This window comes from Salinisphaera sp. PC39, assembly GCF_040361335.1.
Taxonomy (GTDB): Bacteria; Pseudomonadota; Gammaproteobacteria; order Nevskiales; family Salinisphaeraceae; genus APNM01.
Genome location: NZ_APNM01000008.1, coordinates 29,544 through 48,959, shown reverse-complemented (window position 1 = coordinate 48,959; position 19,416 = coordinate 29,544). Strand labels below are relative to the sequence as shown.

The following is a 19,416-nucleotide window of genomic DNA, read 5'->3' as shown; positions in this document are numbered from 1 at the left end:
GGAATACATTTGCCGCGGCTCACAACATCGAGCCGACGACACAGAAGGGAGTGGACACCCATGAAGCTTACTCTTGCGAACGTTTCCGGCGCCCTGGTCGGCGCGGCCGCCGCGGCGGCGCCGATGCTGGCCGCGGCCGGCGTCACCCTCTACGAGGAAGGCGACAAGTACGTCGAGATCGGCGGTCGCCTGCAGGCGCAGTACATGCGCGTCGACCCGGACCAGCGCGACAGCGAGGATGATTTCTTCCTGCGTCGCCTGCGGCTCTATGTCGAGGGCAGCGTCACCAAGGACACCTACGGCATCTGGCAGGTGGATTTCGGCGACAGCTCCGACGATCCCGAGGTCAAGGACGCCTATATCCGCTACAGCGGCCTCTCGGTAGGCCACATCACCGTCGGCAACCACTACGTGCCGTTCTCGCGCGAGGCCCTGACCTCGTCCAAGCGGCAGCAGTTCGTGGAGCGCCAGTTCGTGGGCGACCACAACTACGGCGTGCCGGACCGGGAGATGGGTATCTCCTACACCGCCAAGAATGACACTCTCATCGGCCAGGTCGGCGTCTACCAGGCCGGTATTGATCCCGACTCCAGTCTGAACAAGGTCGACTTCGAGAGCCGGGTGAGTTCCGACGCCGAGTACTTCGGCAACCTGATCGCCGGCCGCGTCGACTTCAACCCGTTCGGCCACTTCAAGCTGGCCCAGGGCGCGTTCGGCGAGGAGATGAAACTGGGTATCGGCATCAACGCCTTCACCTGGAGCAACGACGAGGACGTCGATTTCGGGACTGGCAGCGGCGAGGTCGAAGACCAGTACGAGGACATCACCGGCGCCGGCATCGACGCCGCCTTCCGGTCGGGCTACCTGTCCGTGGATGCCGCCTACCAGAGCTTCTCCGCGGAGCTGGACGCCGACTCGGCCAGCTTCGGCGCGCCCACCGGCATGGTGGACGCGAACGGCGACGCCGATTTCGAGACGTACATGGTGAAGGGCGGCTACATGCTCGTCCCGAGCCGCTTCGAGGGGGTGCTGGGCTACTCCGCGCTCGACGCCGACGCCTGGGACGAGACCGACACCCGCATCTCGGTGGGCGGCAACTACTTCCTGAACAAGCACAACGCGAAGATCCAGGTGACCTACGAGTTCGGGCAGGATATCGAGGGCGTGGACGGCGACGACGCCGACACCCTCTACATCCAGTTCCAGCAGGTCCTCTGAAGAGGTTCGACTGCCGGGAAGTCGCTCTCGTATCCGGCCCCGGCAAGCCTGCCGGGGCCTTTCCTTTTTCCGTCAGCCAGGCGCAACAATCATGTCATCCGGCTGTCACGCGCGGGGACACGCATTTGTCATCGAGCCGTCATGCGGGTGCGTTGCAATGTCTCCGCCCCGTGAGCAAGCCGCAACCCGGGCCGGGAGGGCCGCAATGAGCGAACGCATCTACAACGTCCTGTTCCTGTGCACGGGCAATTCCGCCCGCAGCATCATGGCCGAGGCGATCCTGAACCGGATGGCCGGCGAGCGGTTCCGTGCCCACAGCGCGGGCAGCTACCCCAAGGAGGCCGTCCATCCGATGACCCTGCGGTTGCTACGGCAACTCGGCATCGCCACCGAGGGACTGCGCAGCAAGAGCTGGGACGAGTTCGCGGGCGCGGACGCACCGCCCATGGATTTCGTCTTCACCGTCTGCGACCGGGCCGCCAGCGAGCCGTGTCCGGTCTGGCCGGGCCAGCCCGTGACCGCCCACTGGGGCACGCCGGATCCGGCGGCCGCCGAGGGCGACGAACGGCAGCGGCTGCAGGCCTTCCGCGCGGCCTATCGCGAATTGGAGCAGCGTCTCCGTCTGTTCGTGAACCTGCCGCTGGACAGGCTCGACCGCCTGCGTCTCCAGGGCGAGGTCGAGGCGATCGGCCGTCGGGGTGTCGACCGCGATTGACACGGGTTAAGATATACGGATATTCGTATATGCATATTTATCCGCCGCCGGAATCATGTCCGTGAACGTCAGCGACGTCTTCCGCCTCCTGGGCGAGGAAACCCGGTTGCGCAGCCTGCTGTTGCTGGCCGCGGAAGGCGAGCTCTGCGTGTGCGAGCTGACCTGGACCCTGGACGTGGTCCAGCCCAAGATTTCGCGCCACCTCGCCCAACTCCGTGCCGGCGGGCTGGTGCGGGACCGGCGCGACGGGCAGTGGGTCCACTATCGATTGGCGCCCGACCTGCCCGACTGGGTCCACGCCATGATCCGCGCGGCGGAACAGGGGGCGGCCGGGTCCCTGGCCGACGACCGCCGGCGCCTGCGCGCCATGCCGGACCGGCCCGCCATGCGCTGCGCCGGCTAGCGCGACGATTCGGAGATGACGATGCCGGACACGGCGAATAACGCGGACGCGACGATGCCCCCCTCGGAGGGCATGAATTTCTTCGAACGTTACCTGACCCTGTGGGTGGCCCTGTGCATCGTGGCGGGCGTGGTCCTGGGCCGTCTCTTGCCGGCGGTGCCGGGAACCCTGGCGCAATGGGAGGTCGCGCACGTCAACCTGCCGGTCGCGGTGCTGATCTGGCTGATGATCTACCCGATGATGGTGAAGGTGGACTTCGCCGCCGTCGTCCGGGTGCGGCGCGAGCCCCGCGGGCTGGCGGTCACCTCCACGGTGAATTGGCTGGTCAAGCCGTTCTCGATGTTCCTGTTCGCCTGGCTGTTCCTGGAAGTGCTGTTCGCGCCGTGGATACCGGCGGACCTGGCGTCGCAATATGTCGCGGGGGCGATCCTGCTGGGTGCGGCGCCCTGCACGGCGATGGTGTTCGTGTGGAGCTTCCTGACGCGCGGCGACGCGGGTTACACCCTGGTGCAGGTGGCGCTCAACGACCTGATCATGCTGTTCGCGTTCGCGCCCATCGTGATCCTGCTGTTGGGCGTGTCCTCGATCCCGGTGCCCTGGGACACGCTCGCGATCTCCGTGGGACTGTATATCCTCATTCCGCTGGTGGCGGGCTACGCCACCCGCCGGTTCGTCATCGGGCGCCGCGGGCGGGCCTGGTTCGAGGAGGTTTTCCTGGACCGTGTCGGCCGGCTGCCCGTGCTCGGACTGCTCGGCACCCTGGTGCTGCTGTTCGCCTTCCAGGGCGGCGTGATCCTGGCCCATCCCCTGCATATCGCGTTGATCGCGGTGCCGTTGATCGTCCAGACGTTCTTCGTCTTCGCGCTGGCCTATGCCTGGGCCTGGCGCTGGCGGCTGCCGCATTGTGTCGCCGCGCCGGCGGCGCTGATCGGCGCCAGCAACTTCTTCGAGCTTGCCGTGGCCACCGCCATCGCCTTGTTCGGGCTCGATTCCGGAGCCGCATTGGCGACGGTGGTCGGCGTGCTCGTGGAGGTACCGCTGATGCTGGCGCTGGTCCGTATCGCCAACCGCAGCTCGGGCGCCTTCCCGGCAACCCCGGCCGGCGTCCGGGCCTCGGCATGACAGCCTTTTCCGGCTGTCACACAACTGTAATATTCCCGACATAAAGTCTTCACCGAACCCGAGCAGACTCCCGGTGGCGGCGGATTTCCCGCCCGACACCCACCAGGGAGATCGATATATGACCGGCAAGACTTTCCGCAGGTTCGGCGCGGCCGTCGTGGCGCTGGCCGCCATCGGCGCGGCCACCGGCGCGCAAGCGCGCGATCAAATCCGCATCGTGGGCTCGTCCACGGTGTATCCCTTCGCCAGCTACGTCGTGGAGGAGCTGGGCGCGACCACCGATTATCCGACCCCGGTGATCGAGTCCACCGGCTCGGGCGGCGGCATGAAGCTGTTCTGCCAGGGCGTGGGCGAGACGCACCCGGACATCACCAACGCCTCGCGCCGCATGAAGCCCTCCGAGTTCGAGATGTGCCGCGATAACGGCGTCGAGGACATCGTCGAGATCAAGATCGGCTACGACGGCATCGTGCTGGCCTACCAGAAGGGTCAGCCGCAATGGGCGCTCACCCGCGAGCAGATCACCCTGGCGGTGGCCGACAAGGTGCCGATGGACGGCGAGCTGGTGGCCAACCCCTACGAGACATGGTCGGACATCGACGCCTCGCTGCCGGACAAGGAGATCCTGGTGATGGGCCCGCCGACCTCCTCGGGCACGCGCGACGCCTTCGAGGAGCTGGTGATGGAGCACGGCTCGGAGAACATCGACGGCTACGGCGGCGCCTACACCAAGATCCGCCAGGACGGCGCCTACGTGCCTTCGGGCGAGAACGACAACCTGATCGTGCAGAAGCTGGCGCAGAACGCCGACGCCATCGGGATATTCGGTTACTCCTTCCTGGAGGAGAACCGCGACAAGGTGGCCGCGGCCACCATCGACGGCGTGGCGCCGGAGCGCGCCGCGATCGGCTCCGGCGAGTACCCGGTGTCGCGCTCGCTGTTCTTCTACGTGAAGAAGGCGCACATCGGCGAGGTACCGGGTCTGGTCGAGTACGTGGACCTGTTCGTGAGCCCGCAGATGATCTCGGACGAGGGCTACCTGAAGGGTCTGGGCCTGATCTCCCTGCCGGCGGCCGATCAGGCGCGGATCCGGCAGCGCTGGGAGAATCGCGCCAACCTGACACTGTCCGACTTGCAGTAGGCGGCCGGTTTCGCCGCCGCGGGAGGCCGGCCGTTTTCGGGCCGGCCTCCCGAGGCTGCTAAGATTCGCACCGACGCCGCTGCCGGGACCAACGGGGAAGGGAATTTTGGATACCTCGCAGATCTTGATGATTTTCTTCGGCGGCCTGCTGCCGCTGACCGCCTTCGCCTATTACCTGGGGCGACGCCGGGCGGTCGCCTTCACCACCCACGGCACCCGCATGCACTCGCTGCCGGGACAGTACGGCACGGTGGTGGCGGTATGGGTGGCGTTGCCCGCGCTGGCGCTGGCGTCGGTGGCCGCGGTCGCCGGCCTGGCAGGCGTGGAGGTGCCCGCGGCGCCGTTCGTGTTCGTCGCCTGCCTGCTCGTGGCCGCGGGCGGGCTCGGCCTGGGTCTCCGGACCGTGCATCCGCGGATGCGGGCGCGCACGGCGATCGACCGGATGATGTATTTCCTGCTGCTCGGCGCCTCGCTGATCTCGATCCTGACCACCTTCGGCATCGTGATCTCGATCCTGTTCGAGTCGCTCAAGTTCTTCAGCATGGTGAGTGTCTGGGAGTTCGTCACCGGCACCACCTGGAGCCCGGTCGCCCATTACCGGGCGGGACAGGTCACCGCCGAGTCCCAGTTCGGCGCGGTGCCGCTGTTCGCAGGCACCTTCATGATCACCCTGATCGCCATGGCCGTGGCCGTGCCCATCGGTCTGTTCTCGGCGATCTACATGTCCGAGTACGCCTCCTTCAAGGTCCGGTCCACGGCCAAGCCGATGCTGGAGATCCTGGCCGGTATCCCCACCGTGGTCTACGGCTTCTTCGCCGCCATCACGGTCAGTCCGCTGGTGGTATCCGTTGCCGATTCACTCGGTCTGGATGCTTCGGCGACCAACGCGCTGGCACCGGGACTGGTCATGGGCATCATGATCATCCCGTTCATCTCGTCGCTGTCCGACGACGTGATCAACTCCATCCCGAATTCCCTGCGCGAGGGCTCCTACGCCCTCGGCGCGACCAAGTCCGAGACCATCAAGAAGGTCCTGCTGCCGGCCGCCTTCCCCGGCATCATGGCGGCCACGCTGCTGGGCGTGTCCCGCGCGCTGGGCGAGACCATGATCGTGGTGATGGCCGCCGGGCAGCGCGCCAACCTCTCCGCCAATCCGCTGGAGGACATGACCACGGTGACCGTGCGCATCGTGTCCGCGCTCACCGGCGACCAGGCGTTCGACAGCCCCGAGACCCTGTCCGCCTTCGGCCTGGGCCTGGCGCTGTTCGTCGTCACCCTGGTCCTGAACCTGGTCTCCATCATCGTCATCCGGCGTTTCCGCCAGAGCTACGAGTAGCCGCGCATGAGTGAACCGATTCGCCTCACGCCCTCGCCGCAATTGCGGCGCCGCTACCGCGCCGAGAAGCGCTTCAAGGCTTATTGCATCGGCGCGCTGCTGCTGGCGATGGCCTTCCTGGTCCTGTTCTTCACCGACATGATCCGGCAGGGCCACATGGCGTTCGTGCAGACCGAGATCCAGGTCGAGGCCGCCTACAACGAACGCAGCGTGGATTTCGCCAAGCGCGCGGTGGACGAGGACGTGGCGCCGCTGGTGAGCCGGGCCTGGTTCCGCAGCCTGCCGCGCCGGGTCGAGCACCGGCCGGAGTTGATGGGCACCACGCGCACGGAATGGGTCACCGCCAAGGCCGATATCGACCAGTACCGCAAGGGCAATGTCGACACGCTGCCGCCGGAGACCCTGGCGGTCTACGAGCGGCTGGATCGCGAGGGCCGCGTCGGCTACGGGTTCAACACCAACTTCTTCACCAACGGCGACTCCAAGATCCCCGAGAACTCGGGCCTGTGGTCGGCCTTCGTCGGCTCGTTCTACGTGATGCTGATCGTGCTGACGATCAGCTTCCCGATCGGCGTGATGACGGCGATCTACCTGGAGGAGTTCGCCCCCGACAACCGCTTCACCCAGGCCATCGAGATCAATATCAACAACCTGGCCGCGGTGCCGTCGATCCTGTTCGGCCTGCTGGGCCTGGGCATCTTCATCAATTTCTTCGGGGTCCCGCGCTCGTCGGCCCTGGCCGGCGGTCTGACGCTGTCGCTGATGACGCTGCCGATCATCATCATCAGTACCCGCGCGGCGCTGCGCGCGGTACCGCAGAACATCCGCCACGGCGCGCTCGCGGTGGGGGCGTCCCGCTGGCAGACCGTGCGCGACCACGTGCTGCCGGTCTCGCTGCCGGGCATCCTCACGGGCACCATCATCGGCGTGGCCCAGGCCATGGGCGAGACCGCGCCGCTGATCATCGTCGGCATGATCGCCTATATCCCGGACGCGCCGGATTCGATCACCTCCGCGGCCACCGTGCTGCCGGCGCAAATCTTCACCTGGGCGGGCATGCCCGAGCGCGCGTATGTCGAGCGCACCGCGGCGGGTATCCTGGTCCTGCTGGGCCTGCTGATCAGCCTGAACGCCTTCGCCGTCTACCTCCGTCACCGTTTCGAGCGGCGCTGGTAGTTGCCATTCGCTATCGAGGTCAAAGATGCTAATGCGAAATCTCACGCGGAAGGATACCGCCGCGATGGCCAGTCCCAAGATCGACCGACGCCGACAAGTCCGTGACGCCAAGGTCCGGGTCCGCGACCTGAGCCTGTGGTACGGCGACACCCAGGCCCTGTTCGGCGTCGATCTCGATGTCGCCGAAAACGAGGTCACCGCCCTGATCGGGCCGTCCGGCTGCGGCAAGTCCAGCTTCCTGCGGTGCCTCAACCGCATGAACGACCTGGTGCCCAGCGTGCGTATCGAGGGCACGGTCGAGATCGAGGGGCAGAACATCTACGATCCGTCCGTGGACGTCGTGGAGCTGCGCTCGCACATCGGCATGGTGTTCCAGAAGCCGAACCCGTTCCCCAAGTCGATCTACGAGAACATCGCCTACGCCCCGCGTATCCTGGGCCTGGGCGCCCGCCGCTCGGAGCTGGACGAGATCGTCGAGCGCAGTCTCAAGCGCGCCGGTCTCTGGGACGAGGTCAAGGATCGCCTGGAGACGCCCGGACTGGCCCTGTCCGGCGGCCAGCAGCAGCGCCTGTGCATCGCGCGCGCGATCGCCGTGAGTCCGTCGGTGGTGCTGATGGACGAGCCCTGCTCGGCCCTCGATCCGGTCGCCACCGCGACCATCGAGGAGCTAATCGACGAGCTCAAGGACAACTACACCATCGTGATCGTGACCCACAACCTCCAGCAGGCGGCGCGCGTGGCGGGGTATACGGCGTTCTTCCACCTGGGCAAGATCATCGAGTTCAACGACACGGACACGTTGTTCACGAACCCGCAGGAGAAGAAGACCGAGGACTACATCACCGGCCGCTACGGCTGACGCCCGGCCCGACGACACAACGAGAGCCACTATGGAAAAGGTCGGAATCGAAAAGCACACCTCACGCCAGTTCGACGTCGATCTGGAGGATGTCCGCGAGCAGGTGCTCACCATGGGCGGCCTGGTCGAGCAGCAGATCGCCGACGGCGTGCGCGCGCTGGTCGACGGCGAGGGCGGTCTCGGCGAGGAGGTCGCCCGCGGCGATTACAAGGTCAACAGCCTCGAGGTCGAGATCGACGAGCACTGTACCCGCATTCTCGCCCGGCGCTCGCCCCAGGCCGGCGACCTGCGCCTGATCCTGGCGATCGCCAAGACCACCACCGATCTCGAGCGCATCGGCGACGAGGCCGAAAAGATCGGCCGCCTGGCCGCCCACCTGGCCAGCTACAACCGACCCAAGAGCGCCTTCCGCCAGATCGAGCAGCTCGGCCGCCACGTCCGCGAGATGGTCCGCGACGCCCTGGATGCGTTCGCGCGCATGGATACCGAGGCCGCGGTCCGGGTGGCGCAGGCCGACGGCGAAGTGGATCGCGAGTACGAAGGCCTCGTGCGCCAGTGCATCACCTTCATGATGGAGGATCCGCGCAACATCCAGCACATGCTGGACGTCATGTGGGCGGTCAAGGCGCTGGAGCGCATCGGCGACCACGCCACCAACATCGGCGAGTACGTGATCTACTTCGTAGAGGGCAAGGACGTGCGCCATACCAGCATCGAGGATATGGAAGAGGTCGCCACGGGCGGCCACAAGGACCGTCGCTGACGATCCGTCCGCGGCATCGCGGGGGCCCCGCCGGGGATGGCCCGGCGGGGACTTTTGCTATCATCACCCGCTGTTTGCCTGAACCGCGCCACCCGAGCCCTTGAGCCGAAAAGCCCGCGAACGGCGCCTCTGGCGCCGGCTCCTGCCGTATCTCCTGCTGGTCGGCTGCCTGGCCGCGGCGGCGGCCGCGCTGTACCTGGTCTATCTCGACGGCCAGGTCCGCGCCCGCTTCGAGGGCGCCCGCTGGACCCTGCCGGCCAAGGTCTACGCCGATCCGCTGGAACTGTATGCCGGGCGCAAGCTGGACGCCGCCGGGCTGGTGGCGGCGCTGGAGCGCCAGGGTTACACCCGCAGCGACGACCTGGACGGTCCCGGCCGCTATCGCCGCAAGCCCGGCGCGATCGAGGTGCACACCCGCGCGTTCCGTTTCTGGGACGGCCCGCAGCCGGCGCGCAAGGCCCGCGTGCGCTTCCGGGGCGAGCGGATAACCGGCCTGCAGAGCCTGGCATCCGGCGGCGAGGATCCGGTGCTGCTGCGTCTCGATCCGCTGCTGATCGGCAGCATCCATCCCGCCAAGGCCGAGGACCGTATCCTGGTCCAGCTCGGGGATGCGCCGCCGTTGCTGGTGGCGGGTCTGATCATGGTCGAGGACCGGCGCTTCCTGGCGCACCACGGCATCTCGCTCAAGAGCATCGCCCGCGCGGCCTGGGCGAACCTGCGCGCCGGCGGGGTGGTGCAGGGCGGCTCCACCATCACCCAGCAACTGGTCAAGAACTTCTACCTGTCCAACCGCCAGACCCTGACCCGCAAGGCCAAGGAAGCCCTGATGGCGGTGCTGCTGGACGCGCACTACGGCAAGGAGGCGATCCTCGAGGCCTATCTCAACGAGGTCTATCTCGGCCAGGACGGCGCGCGCGCCATCCACGGCTTCGGTCTGGCGAGCTATTTCTATTTCCAGAAGCCGCTGCAGGAACTGGCCACGCACGAGATCGCGCTGCTGATCGCGATGGTCAAGGGGCCCAGCTACTACGACCCGCGCCGGCATCCGGAACGCGCCGAGAACCGGCGCAATCTGGTGCTCGGCATCTTCCACGACGCCGGCTTCATCGACGAGACGGCGCTGACCAAGGCCCGCAACCGGCCCCTGGGGGTGACCGCCAAGGCCCCGCGCGGCACCACCCAGTACCCGGCCTTCATCGACCTGGTCCGGCGCCAGCTCCAGGGGCAGTACCGCGACCAGGACCTCACCGAGGAGGGTCTGCGTATCTTCACCACGCTCGATCCGTCGGCCCAGGCGGCGGTGGAGGCGCGCGTTTCCGGCGGCCTCGCGGATCTGGAGCGTGGCCGCGGGATCGAGAACGGCACCCTGCAGACGGCGGCGGTGGTCACCAGCGTCGAGGGCGGGCGCGTGCTGGCGCTGGTGGGCGGGCGCGACGCGCGCTTCGCCGGTTTCAACCGGGCCCTGGACGCCCAGCGTCCGATCGGCTCGCTGATCAAGCCGATGGTGTATCTCACGGCGCTCGACCGGCCGCGGCACTACAACCTGATCACGCCGTTGGACGACCGCGAGCTGGAGGTGCGCCTGCCCAACGGCGATGTCTGGCGGCCGCGCAACTACAGCATGGAATCGCACGGCGAGAACGTCCCCCTGCACGCCGCGCTCACCCACAGCTACAACCAGGCCACCGCCCGGCTGGCCCTCGACCTGGGCCTGCCCGACGTGGTGGAGACGTTGACCGCGCTGGGCTATCCGGGCGAGCCGGTGCCGTTGCCGTCGCTGGCGCTCGGCGCCATCGACATGGCGCCCCTGGAAGTGGCCCAGATCTACAACACGCTGGCGGGCGGCGGCTACTACACCGAGCTCAAGGCGATCCGGGCGGTCACCACGCGCGACGGCGACCCCCTCAACCGTTACCCTCTGCGCATCAAACGGGTCTATGACGAGCAGTCCGTCTACCTGCTCAACTGGGCGTTGCGGCGCGTGGTCGAGCACGGCACCGCGCAGTCGGCGTCCTACACGCTGCCGGGTGGTCTCAAGGTCGCCGGCAAGACGGGCACCACCGACGACTTGCGCGATAGCTGGTTCGCCGGCTTCGCCGAGAACCGGGTCGCGGTGGTCTGGGTGGGCCGAGACGACAATCAGCCCGCGGGCCTGACGGGCGCGAGCGGCGCATTGCAATTGTGGGCGCGCACCATGCGCGACCTGGAGCCGGCGAGCTACAGTCCCCTGCGGCCCGAGGGCATCGAGACCGTGCCGTTACTGCTCGACACGGACGAGGATGCCGGCGACGCCGCGACCGGGAACGGCGAGGGTGATGTTTCCGTGGCCGCCGGCCTGTTCGGCGAGGCGCGCGATTGCAGCGCGGCGGTCGAAGTGCCCTTCATCGCCGGTAGCGTGCCCGCGGACATCGAGCCCTGCGAGCCGGCGGCCGGCCGCGACGCGGACGCGGATCAGCATCAGGAGACACCGGATGAACCCGGGCGAGACGAACAACGCGGCAACTGGTTCCTGGATCTCTTCCGCTAGGTTGGAGCGGACCGGCGCCGGCATCCTGGCGGCGGCCCTCGTCGGGCTGCTGCTCGCGGGCTGCGCGCAGCGCCCGGTCGCGCCGCCGCCGCCGGATCGTGACGCACCGGATGCCGAGGCGCCGGCGCCCCGGCCCCTGCCCGATGCCGACGAACCCCGGGACGAGCCGGCGCCGTCCTCCGGGGAACAGGCGCCGCCGCCGCCGCGCACCGCCGCCGACGCCAGCGGTCCGGCCGTGCTCGCCTTGCTCGGCCGCGCCGACGAGCAGGCCGCGGCCGGCGAGTTGGACCTCGCCGCGGCCACGGTCGAGCGCGCCCTCAACGTGGAGCCGCGCAACCCCTTCCTGTACCAGCGGCTGGCGGCCCTGCGGCTGGCCCAGGACCAGCCCGGACAGACCGAGGCCCTGGCGCGCAAGTCCAACAGCCTGGCCGGCGACAATCCCTACGTGCAGGCGCGCAACTGGGAGCTGATCGCGCAGTCCCGGCGCATGCGCGGCGACAATGTCGGCGCCGACGCGGCCTCGGCCCGCGCCGAGTATTACCGCGGCCGCACGAGCCGATGACCGCGGCGACCGGCGATCTGTTCGGCGCCGAGGGGCCGCTGGCGCACGAGCTGCCGGGCTATGCCCCCCGCGCGGTGCAGGAACGGATGGCGGCGGCGGTGGCCGAGGCCCTGGGCGGCGGCAACCGGCTGCTGGTCGAGGCCGGTACGGGCACCGGCAAGACCCTGGCCTACCTGGCCCCGGCGCTGGCCTCCGGCCGCAAGGTGATCGTGTCCACCGCCACCCGAAACCTGCAAGACCAGATCTACCGCAAGGACGTGCCCGTAGTGCGCCGCGCCCTCGGCCGGCGGCTGCGGGTGAGCCTGCTCAAGGGGCGCGGCAATTACCTGTGCCGGCACCGCCTGGACCTGGCCGAGGCGGCGGGCGACCGTCGGCTGGCGGGCCGGTTGCACGCGGTCCGGGAATGGGCCGCGCGCACGGCCACCGGCGATCTCGCCGAGATCGGCGACGTCGGCGACGGCAATCCCCTGTGGCCGCGGATCACGTCCACCACCGACAACTGCCTGGGCGGGCAATGCCCGGAATACGAGAACTGCTGGGTGTTGGCGGCCCGGCGCGCGGCCCAGGCGGCGGACGTGGTGATCGCCAACCACCACCTGCTGTTCGCCGATCTGGCCCTGCGCGAGGAAGGATTCGGCGAAGTGCTGCCGGGCGCCGACGCCGTGATCCTGGACGAGGCCCACAAGCTGCCGGAGATTGCCGGACGTTTCTTCGGCCAGGCATTGTCCGGCCGCCAGCTTCGCGATCTCGTGCGCGACGGTCACGCCGAATGCGCCGAGTTGGGCGGCGACATGCCCGACCTGGACGCGACGCTGCGGGCGCTGGAGATCGCGGAAGACGGCTTCCTCGCCGCGCTCGAACGGCTCGGGGGCGGCGCGGGCCGTGCCTGGCCCGATCTGGCGCGTGACACGGGACTGCTGGGTGCGGCCGATGACCTGGACCGCGCGCTCGACGAGGCCGGGGAGGCCGCGCGCGCCGTCGCCGAGCGCAGTGACGTGCTCCAGGCGCTGGCGCAGCGCATCGCCGACCTGCGGGCGCGCCTGGGCCTGCTGCGCGAGGCGGATCCGGCCCGCGTGAGCTGGATCGAGCGCCGCGGCGCGGGCTGGATGTGGCACGCCACGCCGCTGGACGTGGCCGAGCCGTTCGGGCGGGCGCTGGCGGCGCATCCCGGCGCCTGGATATTCACCTCGGCCACGCTCAGCGTGGACGGCCGCCTCGACTATTTCGCCGGCCGCCTGGGTCTGGAGGAGGCCGACACCCTGATCCTGGACAGTCCCTTCGATTATCGCCGCAACAGTCTGTGCTACCTGCCCGAGGGGATGCCGGCGCCGCGTTCGCCGGGTTACGACGAGGCGGTGATCGAGTCGGTTCTGCCGCTGATCCGGGCCGCCGGGGGCGGTGCCTTCCTGTTGTGTACCAGCCATCGTGCCGTGCGCCGCTACGCCGAGTTGCTGCAGCACCGCGGCGTGGGTCCGCTGCTGGTCCAGGGCGAGCACGGCCGCGGCGAGCTGCTGGACCGCTTCCGCGCCCGCGACGACGCCGTGCTCATCGGTACCGGCAGCTTCTGGGAAGGCGTCGACGTGCGCGGTCGCGGGCTGCGGCTGGTGATCATCGACCGCCTGCCGTTCGCGTCGCCCTCCGATCCGGTGCTGGCGGCGCGCACCGCCGCCATGCGCGAGCGGGGGGAGGACCCGTTCATGTCCTTCCAACTCCCGCAGGCGGTGATTGCCCTCAAGCAGGGGGCGGGGCGCCTGATCCGGGATGACGACGATCGTGGCCTGCTGGCGATCTGCGACCCCCGGTTGGCGGGCAGCGGCTATGGCCGCGTGTTCCGCGAGAGCCTGCCGCCCATGCCCGTGACCCGGGACGCGGCGGCCGCGGCCGATTTCCTGCGGGCGTTGGCCGCGGCATGAGGATCCTGGCCCTGGATGCCGCCACGGAGGCCTGCTCGGCGGCGTTGTGGCGCGACGGCGAGATGGCCGAGCGCTTCGAGATCGCGCCCCGCCGGCATGCCGAGCTGCTCCTGCCGATGGCGCGCGAGCTGCTGGCGGAGGCGGGCCTGCGCCTGACCGACCTGGATGCGATCGCCTTCGGGCGCGGCCCCGGCGCCTTCACGGGCGTGCGCATCGCCACCGGCGTGGTGCAGGGGCTGGCCTACGGCGCCGGCCTGCCGGTGGCGCCGGTCTCCGATCTCGCCGCCCAGGCGGCCCGCTGCGCGCGCGAGCGCGGCGCCCGCCGCGTGCTGTGCCTGCAGGACGCGCGCATGCGCGAGGTCTACTGGGGGGCGTTCGAGTGCGGCGATCCGGACAGGCCGGAGCCGGCGGGACCGGAGCGCGTCAGCGAGCCCGCGACGCTGTCCCCGGAGCGCTTCGACGCGGATTGGCACGGCGCCGGCAACGGCTGGGAGGCCTACCCCGAAGCCTTGGCCGGTCTGCGGGAACGCCTGGGTGAGGTGGGGGCGGTCACCCATCCCCACGCCGCCGACATCGCGCGCCTGGCCGCGGTCATGGTCGAACGCGGCGAGACCGTGGACGCCGCGCACGCCGTGCCCAGCTACGTGCGCGACGACGTCGCGCGCAAGCCCAAGGATTCAAGCTAACCACAGAGGCACAGAGGACACAGAGACAAGACGGAAGACAGGAGGCAAAAAGAATCACGCCGCCATGCGGATATGGTTCTGAAGGTCGGTGCTCTTTATATCCCGTGTTTTTTTCGCTCTGTGTTCTCTGTGCCTCTGTGGTTTTTCTTAGATGGCCCCGGTCTCACGGAGCAGCCCGGCGAGCGCCTCCGCGAGCCGGTTGTAGCCCGCGGCGTTGGGATGGATGCGGTCCGATCGCAGGTGCGATTCGCCGAGGATGTCGGTGAGGGTGTCGTCCAGTACCGGCACGCCGTAGCGTTCGCCCAGGTCCCCGTACAGGGGATGGCCGCTGAGCAGCAGTTTGGGCTGGGGTACCTCGATCAGTACCACGGGGATGCCGCGGTCGCGGAGGCGCTCGATCATGGCGGCGAGGTTGGCGCGGACCGCGTCGTCCGGCTTGCTACGCAGGAAGTCGTTGCCGCCCAGGCAGAGCAGCACCAGGTCCGGCCGGACTTCCGCGAGCACCCCCGGTAGCCGCTCGCGGCCCTCGGCGGTGGTTTCGCCGGGTATGCCGGCGTTGACCACCTCGCGGTCGATCAGACGCGCCAGCACGGCCGGATAGCTGTTTTCGGGCGTCGCGCCCGTGCCGTGGGTGATGCTGTCGCCGAAGGCGAGCACCGTGGCGTCCGTGGGCAGCAGGGGCAGGGCGGGCGGCGATCCGCCGCAGGCGGCCAGCAGCAGGACCGCTTGCAATGCCAGCGCCACGTGTAGATAGTGGCGGAGCCATGATTTACCGACTCGAAGACCGGACACCCCGGCTACCCCCGGAAGGCGAGTATTTCGTCGCGGATAATGCCACGCTGATCGGCAGCGTGATACTGGAACGTAACGCCAGCGTGTGGTTCAACGCCGTCATCCGCGGCGACAACGAGCCGATCACCGTGGGTGAGAACAGCAACGTCCAGGACGGCTGCGTGCTGCACACCGATCCCGGCTGTCCGCTCACCATCGGCCGCGACGTGACCGTGGGCCACAAGGTGATGCTGCACGGCTGCACCATCGGCGACGGCTCGCTGATCGGCATCAACGCCGTGGTCCTGAACGGGGCCGAGATCGGGCGCAACTGCCTGATCGGCGCGAACGCCCTGGTGCCGGAGGGCAAGAAGATCCCCGACAACAGCCTGGTGCTCGGTGCCCCGGGCCGGGTCCAGCGCGAGCTTACGCCGGAGCAGATCGAGCAGATGCAGCACGGCGCAAGCCATTACGTGGAAAACTTCAAGCGTTACCTGAAGTCCCTCCAGCCGTTGTAGCGCCCGATCAGGGCGGCTCGGGGCACAGGTAGATGTCGAAGCGCGCGCCGCGGGTGTCGATCCGCAGATCGGGCGGCGCCAGCGCCGGCGCCCGCCGGTGGCGCTTGGCCACGACCCGGCGCCCGGCCCGGGCGCGGGCGACGGCGAGCAGGCGCTCCGGGTCCTCGTCGTCGCCCACCACCGTGTCCAGGGTCTGCATCGGCTGCTTGGGCAAGGCCCGGCGCCCGGCATCCCCGAACATCGGGTCCAGGTAGATCACATCGGCCACCGGGGCGGGGCGGGCCGCCAGCCAGTCGGTCGCGTCGCCCGCCACCAGCCCGTGCCAGCCTTGCAGCCGTTCCGGGCTCTCGCGCATCGCCCGTGCCAGACCGTCCTCGATCAGGGCCCGCATCACCGGATGGCGCTCGGCCGCGCGCACTTCGCAGCCCAGGCCCAGCAGCACCGCGCTGTCGCGGGCGAGGCCGCAGGTGGCGTCGAACACGGACTGGACGGGCCGGCGGTGCAGACCCAGGGCGCGGGCGAGAGCGGAACGGCGCCCGCCTTGCAGGCGGCGGTCGACGTCGGCGCCGGTGAAGTCGGCCCGCAGCGGGGGCGTGCGGGGCGCGGCCGCGTCGCAGAGGCCGAGGCCGTCGGCGTCGAGGGCCAGGAACACGCCCCGTGGGGGCGGAGCGGTGAGGACGGGCAGGCCCAGCGCGCGGCCGAGGTCGGCCGCGCGCTCGTCGGCATCGGCGTCCGGGGCGCGGACGACGATGCCGGCCGGGCCGTTGCCGGCGGTCAGGACAGCCGGCTGGCGTCGAACATGGAGGACAGCTTCTGCGCCAGCATGATGTCGCCGTCCACCTGGAGCTTGCCGGTCATGAACGCGGTCATGCCGTTGAGCTCGCCGGTCAGCAGGTCCACCAGGTCATCGTCCTCCATCTTGAGGGTGACGTCCGGGTCCGAGGCCTCGCCCTCGTGGACGGTGCACTTGCCGCCGGTGATCTCGGCGTACATCGGCGTCGAGATCGCGTACTGGATGGTGCATTCGGTGTCGCCGGCCGCGTCGGCGTCGAAGGCCGCCGGCATCTTCTCGATCAGCGCCTTGGCATCGCTCATTGTGTCTGTCTCCTGTTGGACTGGGAGTTGTCGTCGCGAGCGGGTTATGATGCGCAAGTCGGATGCGAAAGGCCATAGATAATCCAAATTGCCTTGTCACATTCATCGGGCGGCCAAACGCTCTGGCCACGCAGCTTGTAAAAGGTAACGCGAAGTACATCGATAATGCAGGACACGGCAAAAAAGAGTCCGGGCAATGCCCTGGAAGCGCTGCGCGGGCACAGCGTGGTGGTGGCCGATACCGGCGAATTCGAGGCCATCCGGGCGTTCGCCCCGACCGACGCGACCACGAACCCGACCCTGGTGCTGGCGGCGGCGAAGCTGCCCGAGTACGAGGGCCTGGTGGCGGATGCCGTCGCTCACGGGCGGGCCGCGTCCGGCGACCGGGCCGCGGCGGCCGCCAGCCGCCTGATGACCCTGTTCGGGCGCGAGATCGTCGGCGTGGTGCCGCGCTACGTCTCCACCGAGGTGGATGCGCGGCTGTCGTTCGATACCGCCGGCACCGTCGCCCAGGCGTACCGCCTGCTTGCCGCCTACGACGAGCTGGGCGTGGACCGCGACCGCATCCTGATCAAGATCGCCAGCACCTGGGAGGGGCTGCGGGCCGCGCGCGTGCTGGAGTCGCAAGGCGTGCGCTGCAACCTGACCCTGATGTTCTCGCCGGTGCAGGCGGCCGCCGCCTGCGACGCCGGCGCCACCCTGATATCGCCCTTCGTGGGCCGGATCACGGACTGGTACAAGGCGCACGAGGGGGTCGAGGCCTACGCACCGGAGGCCGACCCCGGCGTGCTCTCGGTACGCCGCATCCACGGCTACGTGAAGGCGTACGGCTATCCCACCCAGGTGATGGCCGCCAGCTTCCGCAACCGCGACCAGATCCTGGCCCTGGCCGGCTGCGATCTGCTCACGATCTCGCCCAAGCTCCTGGACGAGCTCGCCGGCCTGTCCGGCCCGGTACCGCGGCGCCTGCCGGACGCCGGCGCCGAGCCGGCCCGCATGCGCACCGACGAGGCCGCCTTCCGCCGCGCCCTGAACGACGACGCCATGGCCACCGAGAAGCTCGCCGAGGGGATACGCCGGTTCGCCGCGGACCAGGAAGCCCTGGAGGCGATGCTGGCGGCGCAACTCTAGTTGCGCGCGAAGGGAATCCACCGATTACACGGATTACACGGATACGAGAGCTGTTCTTAAAGACTCTGTGTAATCTGTGAAATCCGAGGATACGTTTGGTGGCGCCTCGGAGCGCCTTGGCACCTCCGTGGAAGCTATCCGCAGATTCACGCCGATGGACGCCGATAAAGAACAGTCCAACAATCTGCGTTCATCGGCGTCCTCTGCGGATCAAGACAGAGTCCTGAACCGGCACGGGGCCCACCGCGAAGCGCCCCGGCGCGCGAAAAGACTATCCACCGATTACACGGATTGCACCGATTCAAGAGTTTGTCTTGAGGATTCCGTGTCATCCGTGAAATCCGTGGATGTGTTTGGCGGATGTTCAGAGCATCTTGAAGAAGGCTATCCGCCGATGGACGCGGATGAACGCCGATAGGGTGGTCAGAACAATCTGCGTCCATCGGCGTCCTCTGCGGATTGAAACAGAACCTTGAACCGGCACGGCGCCCACCGCGAAGCGCCTCGGCGTACGAAAAGACTATCCACCGATTACACGGATTGCACCGATTCAAGAGTTCTTCTTGAGGGCTCTGTGTCATCCGTGAAATCCGTGGATGTATTTGGCGGACGTTTCGGTAATTCTGAAGAAGGGCCATCCGCCGATTGACGCAGATAGACGCCGATTAAAGAGCACTCCGAAAATCTGCGTCCATCGGCGTTCTCTGCGGATTAAAACAGAGCCTTGAATCGCCACGGCGCCAACCGCGAAGCGCCCCGGTGCGCGACGAACCGATCTAGAAGAGGGAATCCACGGATTGCGCAGATTGCACGGATTCAAGGGGCTGTTCTTGAGAACTCCGTGTCATCCGCGAAATCAGTGGATGTACTCGGGGCAGGGCCGTCTCGGCGACCCTGAAGAAAGGCAATCCGCCGATTGACGCAGATAGACGCCGATTAAAGAGCACTCCGAAAATCTGCGTCCATCGGCGTTCTCTGCGGATTAAAACAGAGCCTTGAATCGCCACGGCGCCAACCGCGAAGCGCCCCGGCGCGCGACGAACCGATCTAGAAGGGGAGTCCACGGATTGCGCAGATTGCACGGATTCAAAGGGTTGTTCTTGAGAACTCCGTGTAATCCGTGAAATCAGTGGATGTGTTCAATCGTCCAGATACTCCATCACCGCTCGGTACCCGGACTCGGTGAGCAGCACGGCGTTGACACTGTTGGCGTAGACCCGGCCGTCGCGGCGCAGGGCCTCGATCTCGGGGCCGTCCTGGTCGCCGTTGAGGTAGAAGAAGTCGCGGCCCTCGTCGAACCCGTCGCGGAGCTGCTTGAAGGCCATGAACGCGCTTCCCTTGGCCGACCCGCGGGTCTCGTCGATTTCCTTGAGGCTCCAGGTTTTCTCGCGCTTGGCCATGCGTTGAGGCTTCGGGTGGCGAATCTGGCGCAACGCTATCACCGCCCCCGGAGAGGGTCAATTGGGCTTTTCACGCCGTG

19 protein-coding genes are annotated in these 19,416 nt (G+C 68.3%); 15 read left to right on the top strand and 4 right to left on the bottom strand.

From position 1 onward, the window contains the following. The first annotated feature begins 60 nt into the window (after positions 1 to 60). The 13 genes from PC39_RS09230 to tsaB all read left to right on the top strand — a co-directional run bounded on the left by PC39_RS09230 (position 61) and on the right by tsaB (position 14,421). The gene (locus PC39_RS09230) at positions 61 to 1,218 is read left to right on the top strand and encodes a porin (protein ID WP_353253096.1); all 1,158 of its coding nucleotides are present in this window, start codon (positions 61 to 63) and stop codon (positions 1,216 to 1,218) included. A 205-nt stretch (positions 1,219 to 1,423) separates the two neighbouring features. Then, positions 1,424 to 1,933, top strand: coding sequence for an arsenate reductase ArsC (locus tag PC39_RS09225; RefSeq protein WP_353253095.1), 510 nt, complete (start codon positions 1,424 to 1,426; stop codon positions 1,931 to 1,933). Between the two features lie 55 nt (positions 1,934 to 1,988). Continuing rightward, positions 1,989 to 2,336: a metalloregulator ArsR/SmtB family transcription factor gene (locus PC39_RS09220; protein ID WP_353253094.1), complete on the top strand. Its 348-nt coding sequence runs from the start codon at positions 1,989 to 1,991 to the stop codon at positions 2,334 to 2,336. Between the two features lie 72 nt (positions 2,337 to 2,408). After that, the gene (gene arsB, locus PC39_RS09215; protein WP_502950871.1) at positions 2,409 to 3,458 is read left to right on the top strand and encodes an ACR3 family arsenite efflux transporter; all 1,050 of its coding nucleotides are present in this window, start codon (positions 2,409 to 2,411) and stop codon (positions 3,456 to 3,458) included. Between the two features lie 118 nt (positions 3,459 to 3,576). Further along, positions 3,577 to 4,599 (top strand): PstS family phosphate ABC transporter substrate-binding protein, encoded by a 1,023-nt coding sequence (locus PC39_RS09210; RefSeq protein ID WP_353253092.1) that lies wholly within the window; start codon positions 3,577 to 3,579, stop codon positions 4,597 to 4,599. A 106-nt stretch (positions 4,600 to 4,705) separates the two neighbouring features. Then, the gene (pstC, locus tag PC39_RS09205; protein ID WP_353253091.1) at positions 4,706 to 5,935 is read left to right on the top strand and encodes a phosphate ABC transporter permease subunit PstC; all 1,230 of its coding nucleotides are present in this window, start codon (positions 4,706 to 4,708) and stop codon (positions 5,933 to 5,935) included. Positions 5,936 to 5,941: 6 nt separating this feature from the next. Then, on the top strand, positions 5,942 to 7,111 hold the full coding sequence (gene pstA, locus PC39_RS09200) for a phosphate ABC transporter permease PstA (RefSeq protein WP_353253090.1): 1,170 nt from the start codon (positions 5,942 to 5,944) through the stop codon (positions 7,109 to 7,111). A gap of 64 nt (positions 7,112 to 7,175) precedes the next feature. Continuing rightward, positions 7,176 to 7,970: a phosphate ABC transporter ATP-binding protein PstB gene (gene pstB / locus PC39_RS09195; RefSeq protein WP_353253089.1), complete on the top strand. Its 795-nt coding sequence runs from the start codon at positions 7,176 to 7,178 to the stop codon at positions 7,968 to 7,970. 31 nt (positions 7,971 to 8,001) lie between these two features. Continuing rightward, on the top strand, positions 8,002 to 8,733 hold the full coding sequence (phoU, locus tag PC39_RS09190) for a phosphate signaling complex protein PhoU (protein ID WP_353253088.1): 732 nt from the start codon (positions 8,002 to 8,004) through the stop codon (positions 8,731 to 8,733). A gap of 100 nt (positions 8,734 to 8,833) precedes the next feature. Next, a complete protein-coding gene (gene mrcB, locus PC39_RS09185; RefSeq protein WP_353253087.1) occupies positions 8,834 to 11,260 on the top strand; it encodes a penicillin-binding protein 1B in 2,427 nt (808 codons plus the stop codon). 1 nt (position 11,261) lies between these two features. Next, on the top strand, positions 11,262 to 11,822 hold the full coding sequence (locus PC39_RS09180; protein ID WP_353253086.1) for a hypothetical protein: 561 nt from the start codon (positions 11,262 to 11,264) through the stop codon (positions 11,820 to 11,822). After that, positions 11,819 to 13,735 carry a DNA repair helicase YoaA gene (gene yoaA, locus PC39_RS09175; RefSeq protein WP_353253085.1) on the top strand — a complete coding sequence of 639 codons (1,917 nt, stop codon included), beginning with the start codon at positions 11,819 to 11,821 and terminating at the stop codon, positions 13,733 to 13,735. Before PC39_RS09180 ends, yoaA begins: the two co-directional genes overlap by 4 nt. Next, entirely contained in the window at positions 13,732 to 14,421 is a 690-nt protein-coding gene (gene tsaB / locus PC39_RS09170; RefSeq protein ID WP_353253084.1) for a tRNA (adenosine(37)-N6)-threonylcarbamoyltransferase complex dimerization subunit type 1 TsaB, read from the top strand. Before yoaA ends, tsaB begins: the two co-directional genes overlap by 4 nt. A 147-nt stretch (positions 14,422 to 14,568) precedes the next feature. On the opposite strand, the gene PC39_RS09165 is transcribed toward tsaB, so the two are convergent. After that, complete coding sequence (locus PC39_RS09165) at positions 14,569 to 15,165, bottom strand: arylesterase (protein WP_353253083.1); 597 nt, start codon at positions 15,163 to 15,165, stop codon at positions 14,569 to 14,571. Positions 15,166 to 15,185: 20 nt separating this feature from the next. On the opposite strand from PC39_RS09165, the gene PC39_RS09160 reads away from it, so the two are divergent. Beyond that, a complete protein-coding gene (locus PC39_RS09160; protein ID WP_353253082.1) occupies positions 15,186 to 15,710 on the top strand; it encodes a gamma carbonic anhydrase family protein in 525 nt (174 codons plus the stop codon). 7 nt (positions 15,711 to 15,717) lie between these two features. On the opposite strand, the gene PC39_RS09155 is transcribed toward PC39_RS09160, so the two are convergent. Together PC39_RS09155 and PC39_RS09150 are read right to left on the bottom strand one after the other, a co-directional pair. Further along, positions 15,718 to 16,362, bottom strand: coding sequence for a class I SAM-dependent methyltransferase (locus PC39_RS09155; protein ID WP_353253081.1), 645 nt, complete (start codon positions 16,360 to 16,362; stop codon positions 15,718 to 15,720). A 122-nt stretch (positions 16,363 to 16,484) separates the two neighbouring features. Then, a complete protein-coding gene (locus PC39_RS09150; protein WP_353253080.1) occupies positions 16,485 to 16,805 on the bottom strand; it encodes an SCP2 sterol-binding domain-containing protein in 321 nt (106 codons plus the stop codon). 165 nt (positions 16,806 to 16,970) lie between these two features. Between PC39_RS09150 and tal the strand changes: the two genes are divergently transcribed. After that, complete coding sequence (gene tal, locus PC39_RS09145) at positions 16,971 to 17,936, top strand: transaldolase (RefSeq protein WP_353253079.1); 966 nt, start codon at positions 16,971 to 16,973, stop codon at positions 17,934 to 17,936. 1,139 nt (positions 17,937 to 19,075) lie between these two features. On the opposite strand, the gene PC39_RS09140 is transcribed toward tal, so the two are convergent. After that, complete coding sequence (locus PC39_RS09140; protein WP_353253078.1) at positions 19,076 to 19,336, bottom strand: hypothetical protein; 261 nt, start codon at positions 19,334 to 19,336, stop codon at positions 19,076 to 19,078. Between the last annotated feature and the right edge of the window lie 80 nt (positions 19,337 to 19,416).

What these genes read in the sequence shown, in the direction of transcription:
- PC39_RS09230 (WP_353253096.1), top strand. Translation starts at nt 61, where the DNA reads ATGAAGCTTACTCTTGCGAACGTTTCCGGCGCCCTGGTCGGCGCGGCC.
- PC39_RS09225 (WP_353253095.1), top strand. Translation starts at nt 1,424, where the DNA reads ATGAGCGAACGCATCTACAACGTCCTGTTCCTGTGCACGGGCAATTCC.
- PC39_RS09220 (WP_353253094.1), top strand. Translation starts at nt 1,989, where the DNA reads ATGTCCGTGAACGTCAGCGACGTCTTCCGCCTCCTGGGCGAGGAAACC.
- arsB (WP_502950871.1), top strand. Translation starts at nt 2,409, where the DNA reads ATGAATTTCTTCGAACGTTACCTGACCCTGTGGGTGGCCCTGTGCATC.
- PC39_RS09210 (WP_353253092.1), top strand. Translation starts at nt 3,577, where the DNA reads ATGACCGGCAAGACTTTCCGCAGGTTCGGCGCGGCCGTCGTGGCGCTG.
- pstA (WP_353253090.1), top strand. Translation starts at nt 5,942, where the DNA reads ATGAGTGAACCGATTCGCCTCACGCCCTCGCCGCAATTGCGGCGCCGC.
- pstB (WP_353253089.1), top strand. Translation starts at nt 7,176, where the DNA reads ATGGCCAGTCCCAAGATCGACCGACGCCGACAAGTCCGTGACGCCAAG.
- phoU (WP_353253088.1), top strand. Translation starts at nt 8,002, where the DNA reads ATGGAAAAGGTCGGAATCGAAAAGCACACCTCACGCCAGTTCGACGTC.
- yoaA (WP_353253085.1), top strand. Translation starts at nt 11,819, where the DNA reads ATGACCGCGGCGACCGGCGATCTGTTCGGCGCCGAGGGGCCGCTGGCG.
- tsaB (WP_353253084.1), top strand. Translation starts at nt 13,732, where the DNA reads ATGAGGATCCTGGCCCTGGATGCCGCCACGGAGGCCTGCTCGGCGGCG.
- PC39_RS09160 (WP_353253082.1), top strand. Translation starts at nt 15,186, where the DNA reads ATGATTTACCGACTCGAAGACCGGACACCCCGGCTACCCCCGGAAGGC.
- PC39_RS09150 (WP_353253080.1), bottom strand. Translation starts at nt 16,805, where the DNA reads ATGAGCGATGCCAAGGCGCTGATCGAGAAGATGCCGGCGGCCTTCGAC.
- tal (WP_353253079.1), top strand. Translation starts at nt 16,971, where the DNA reads ATGCAGGACACGGCAAAAAAGAGTCCGGGCAATGCCCTGGAAGCGCTG.
- PC39_RS09140 (WP_353253078.1), bottom strand. Translation starts at nt 19,336, where the DNA reads ATGGCCAAGCGCGAGAAAACCTGGAGCCTCAAGGAAATCGACGAGACC.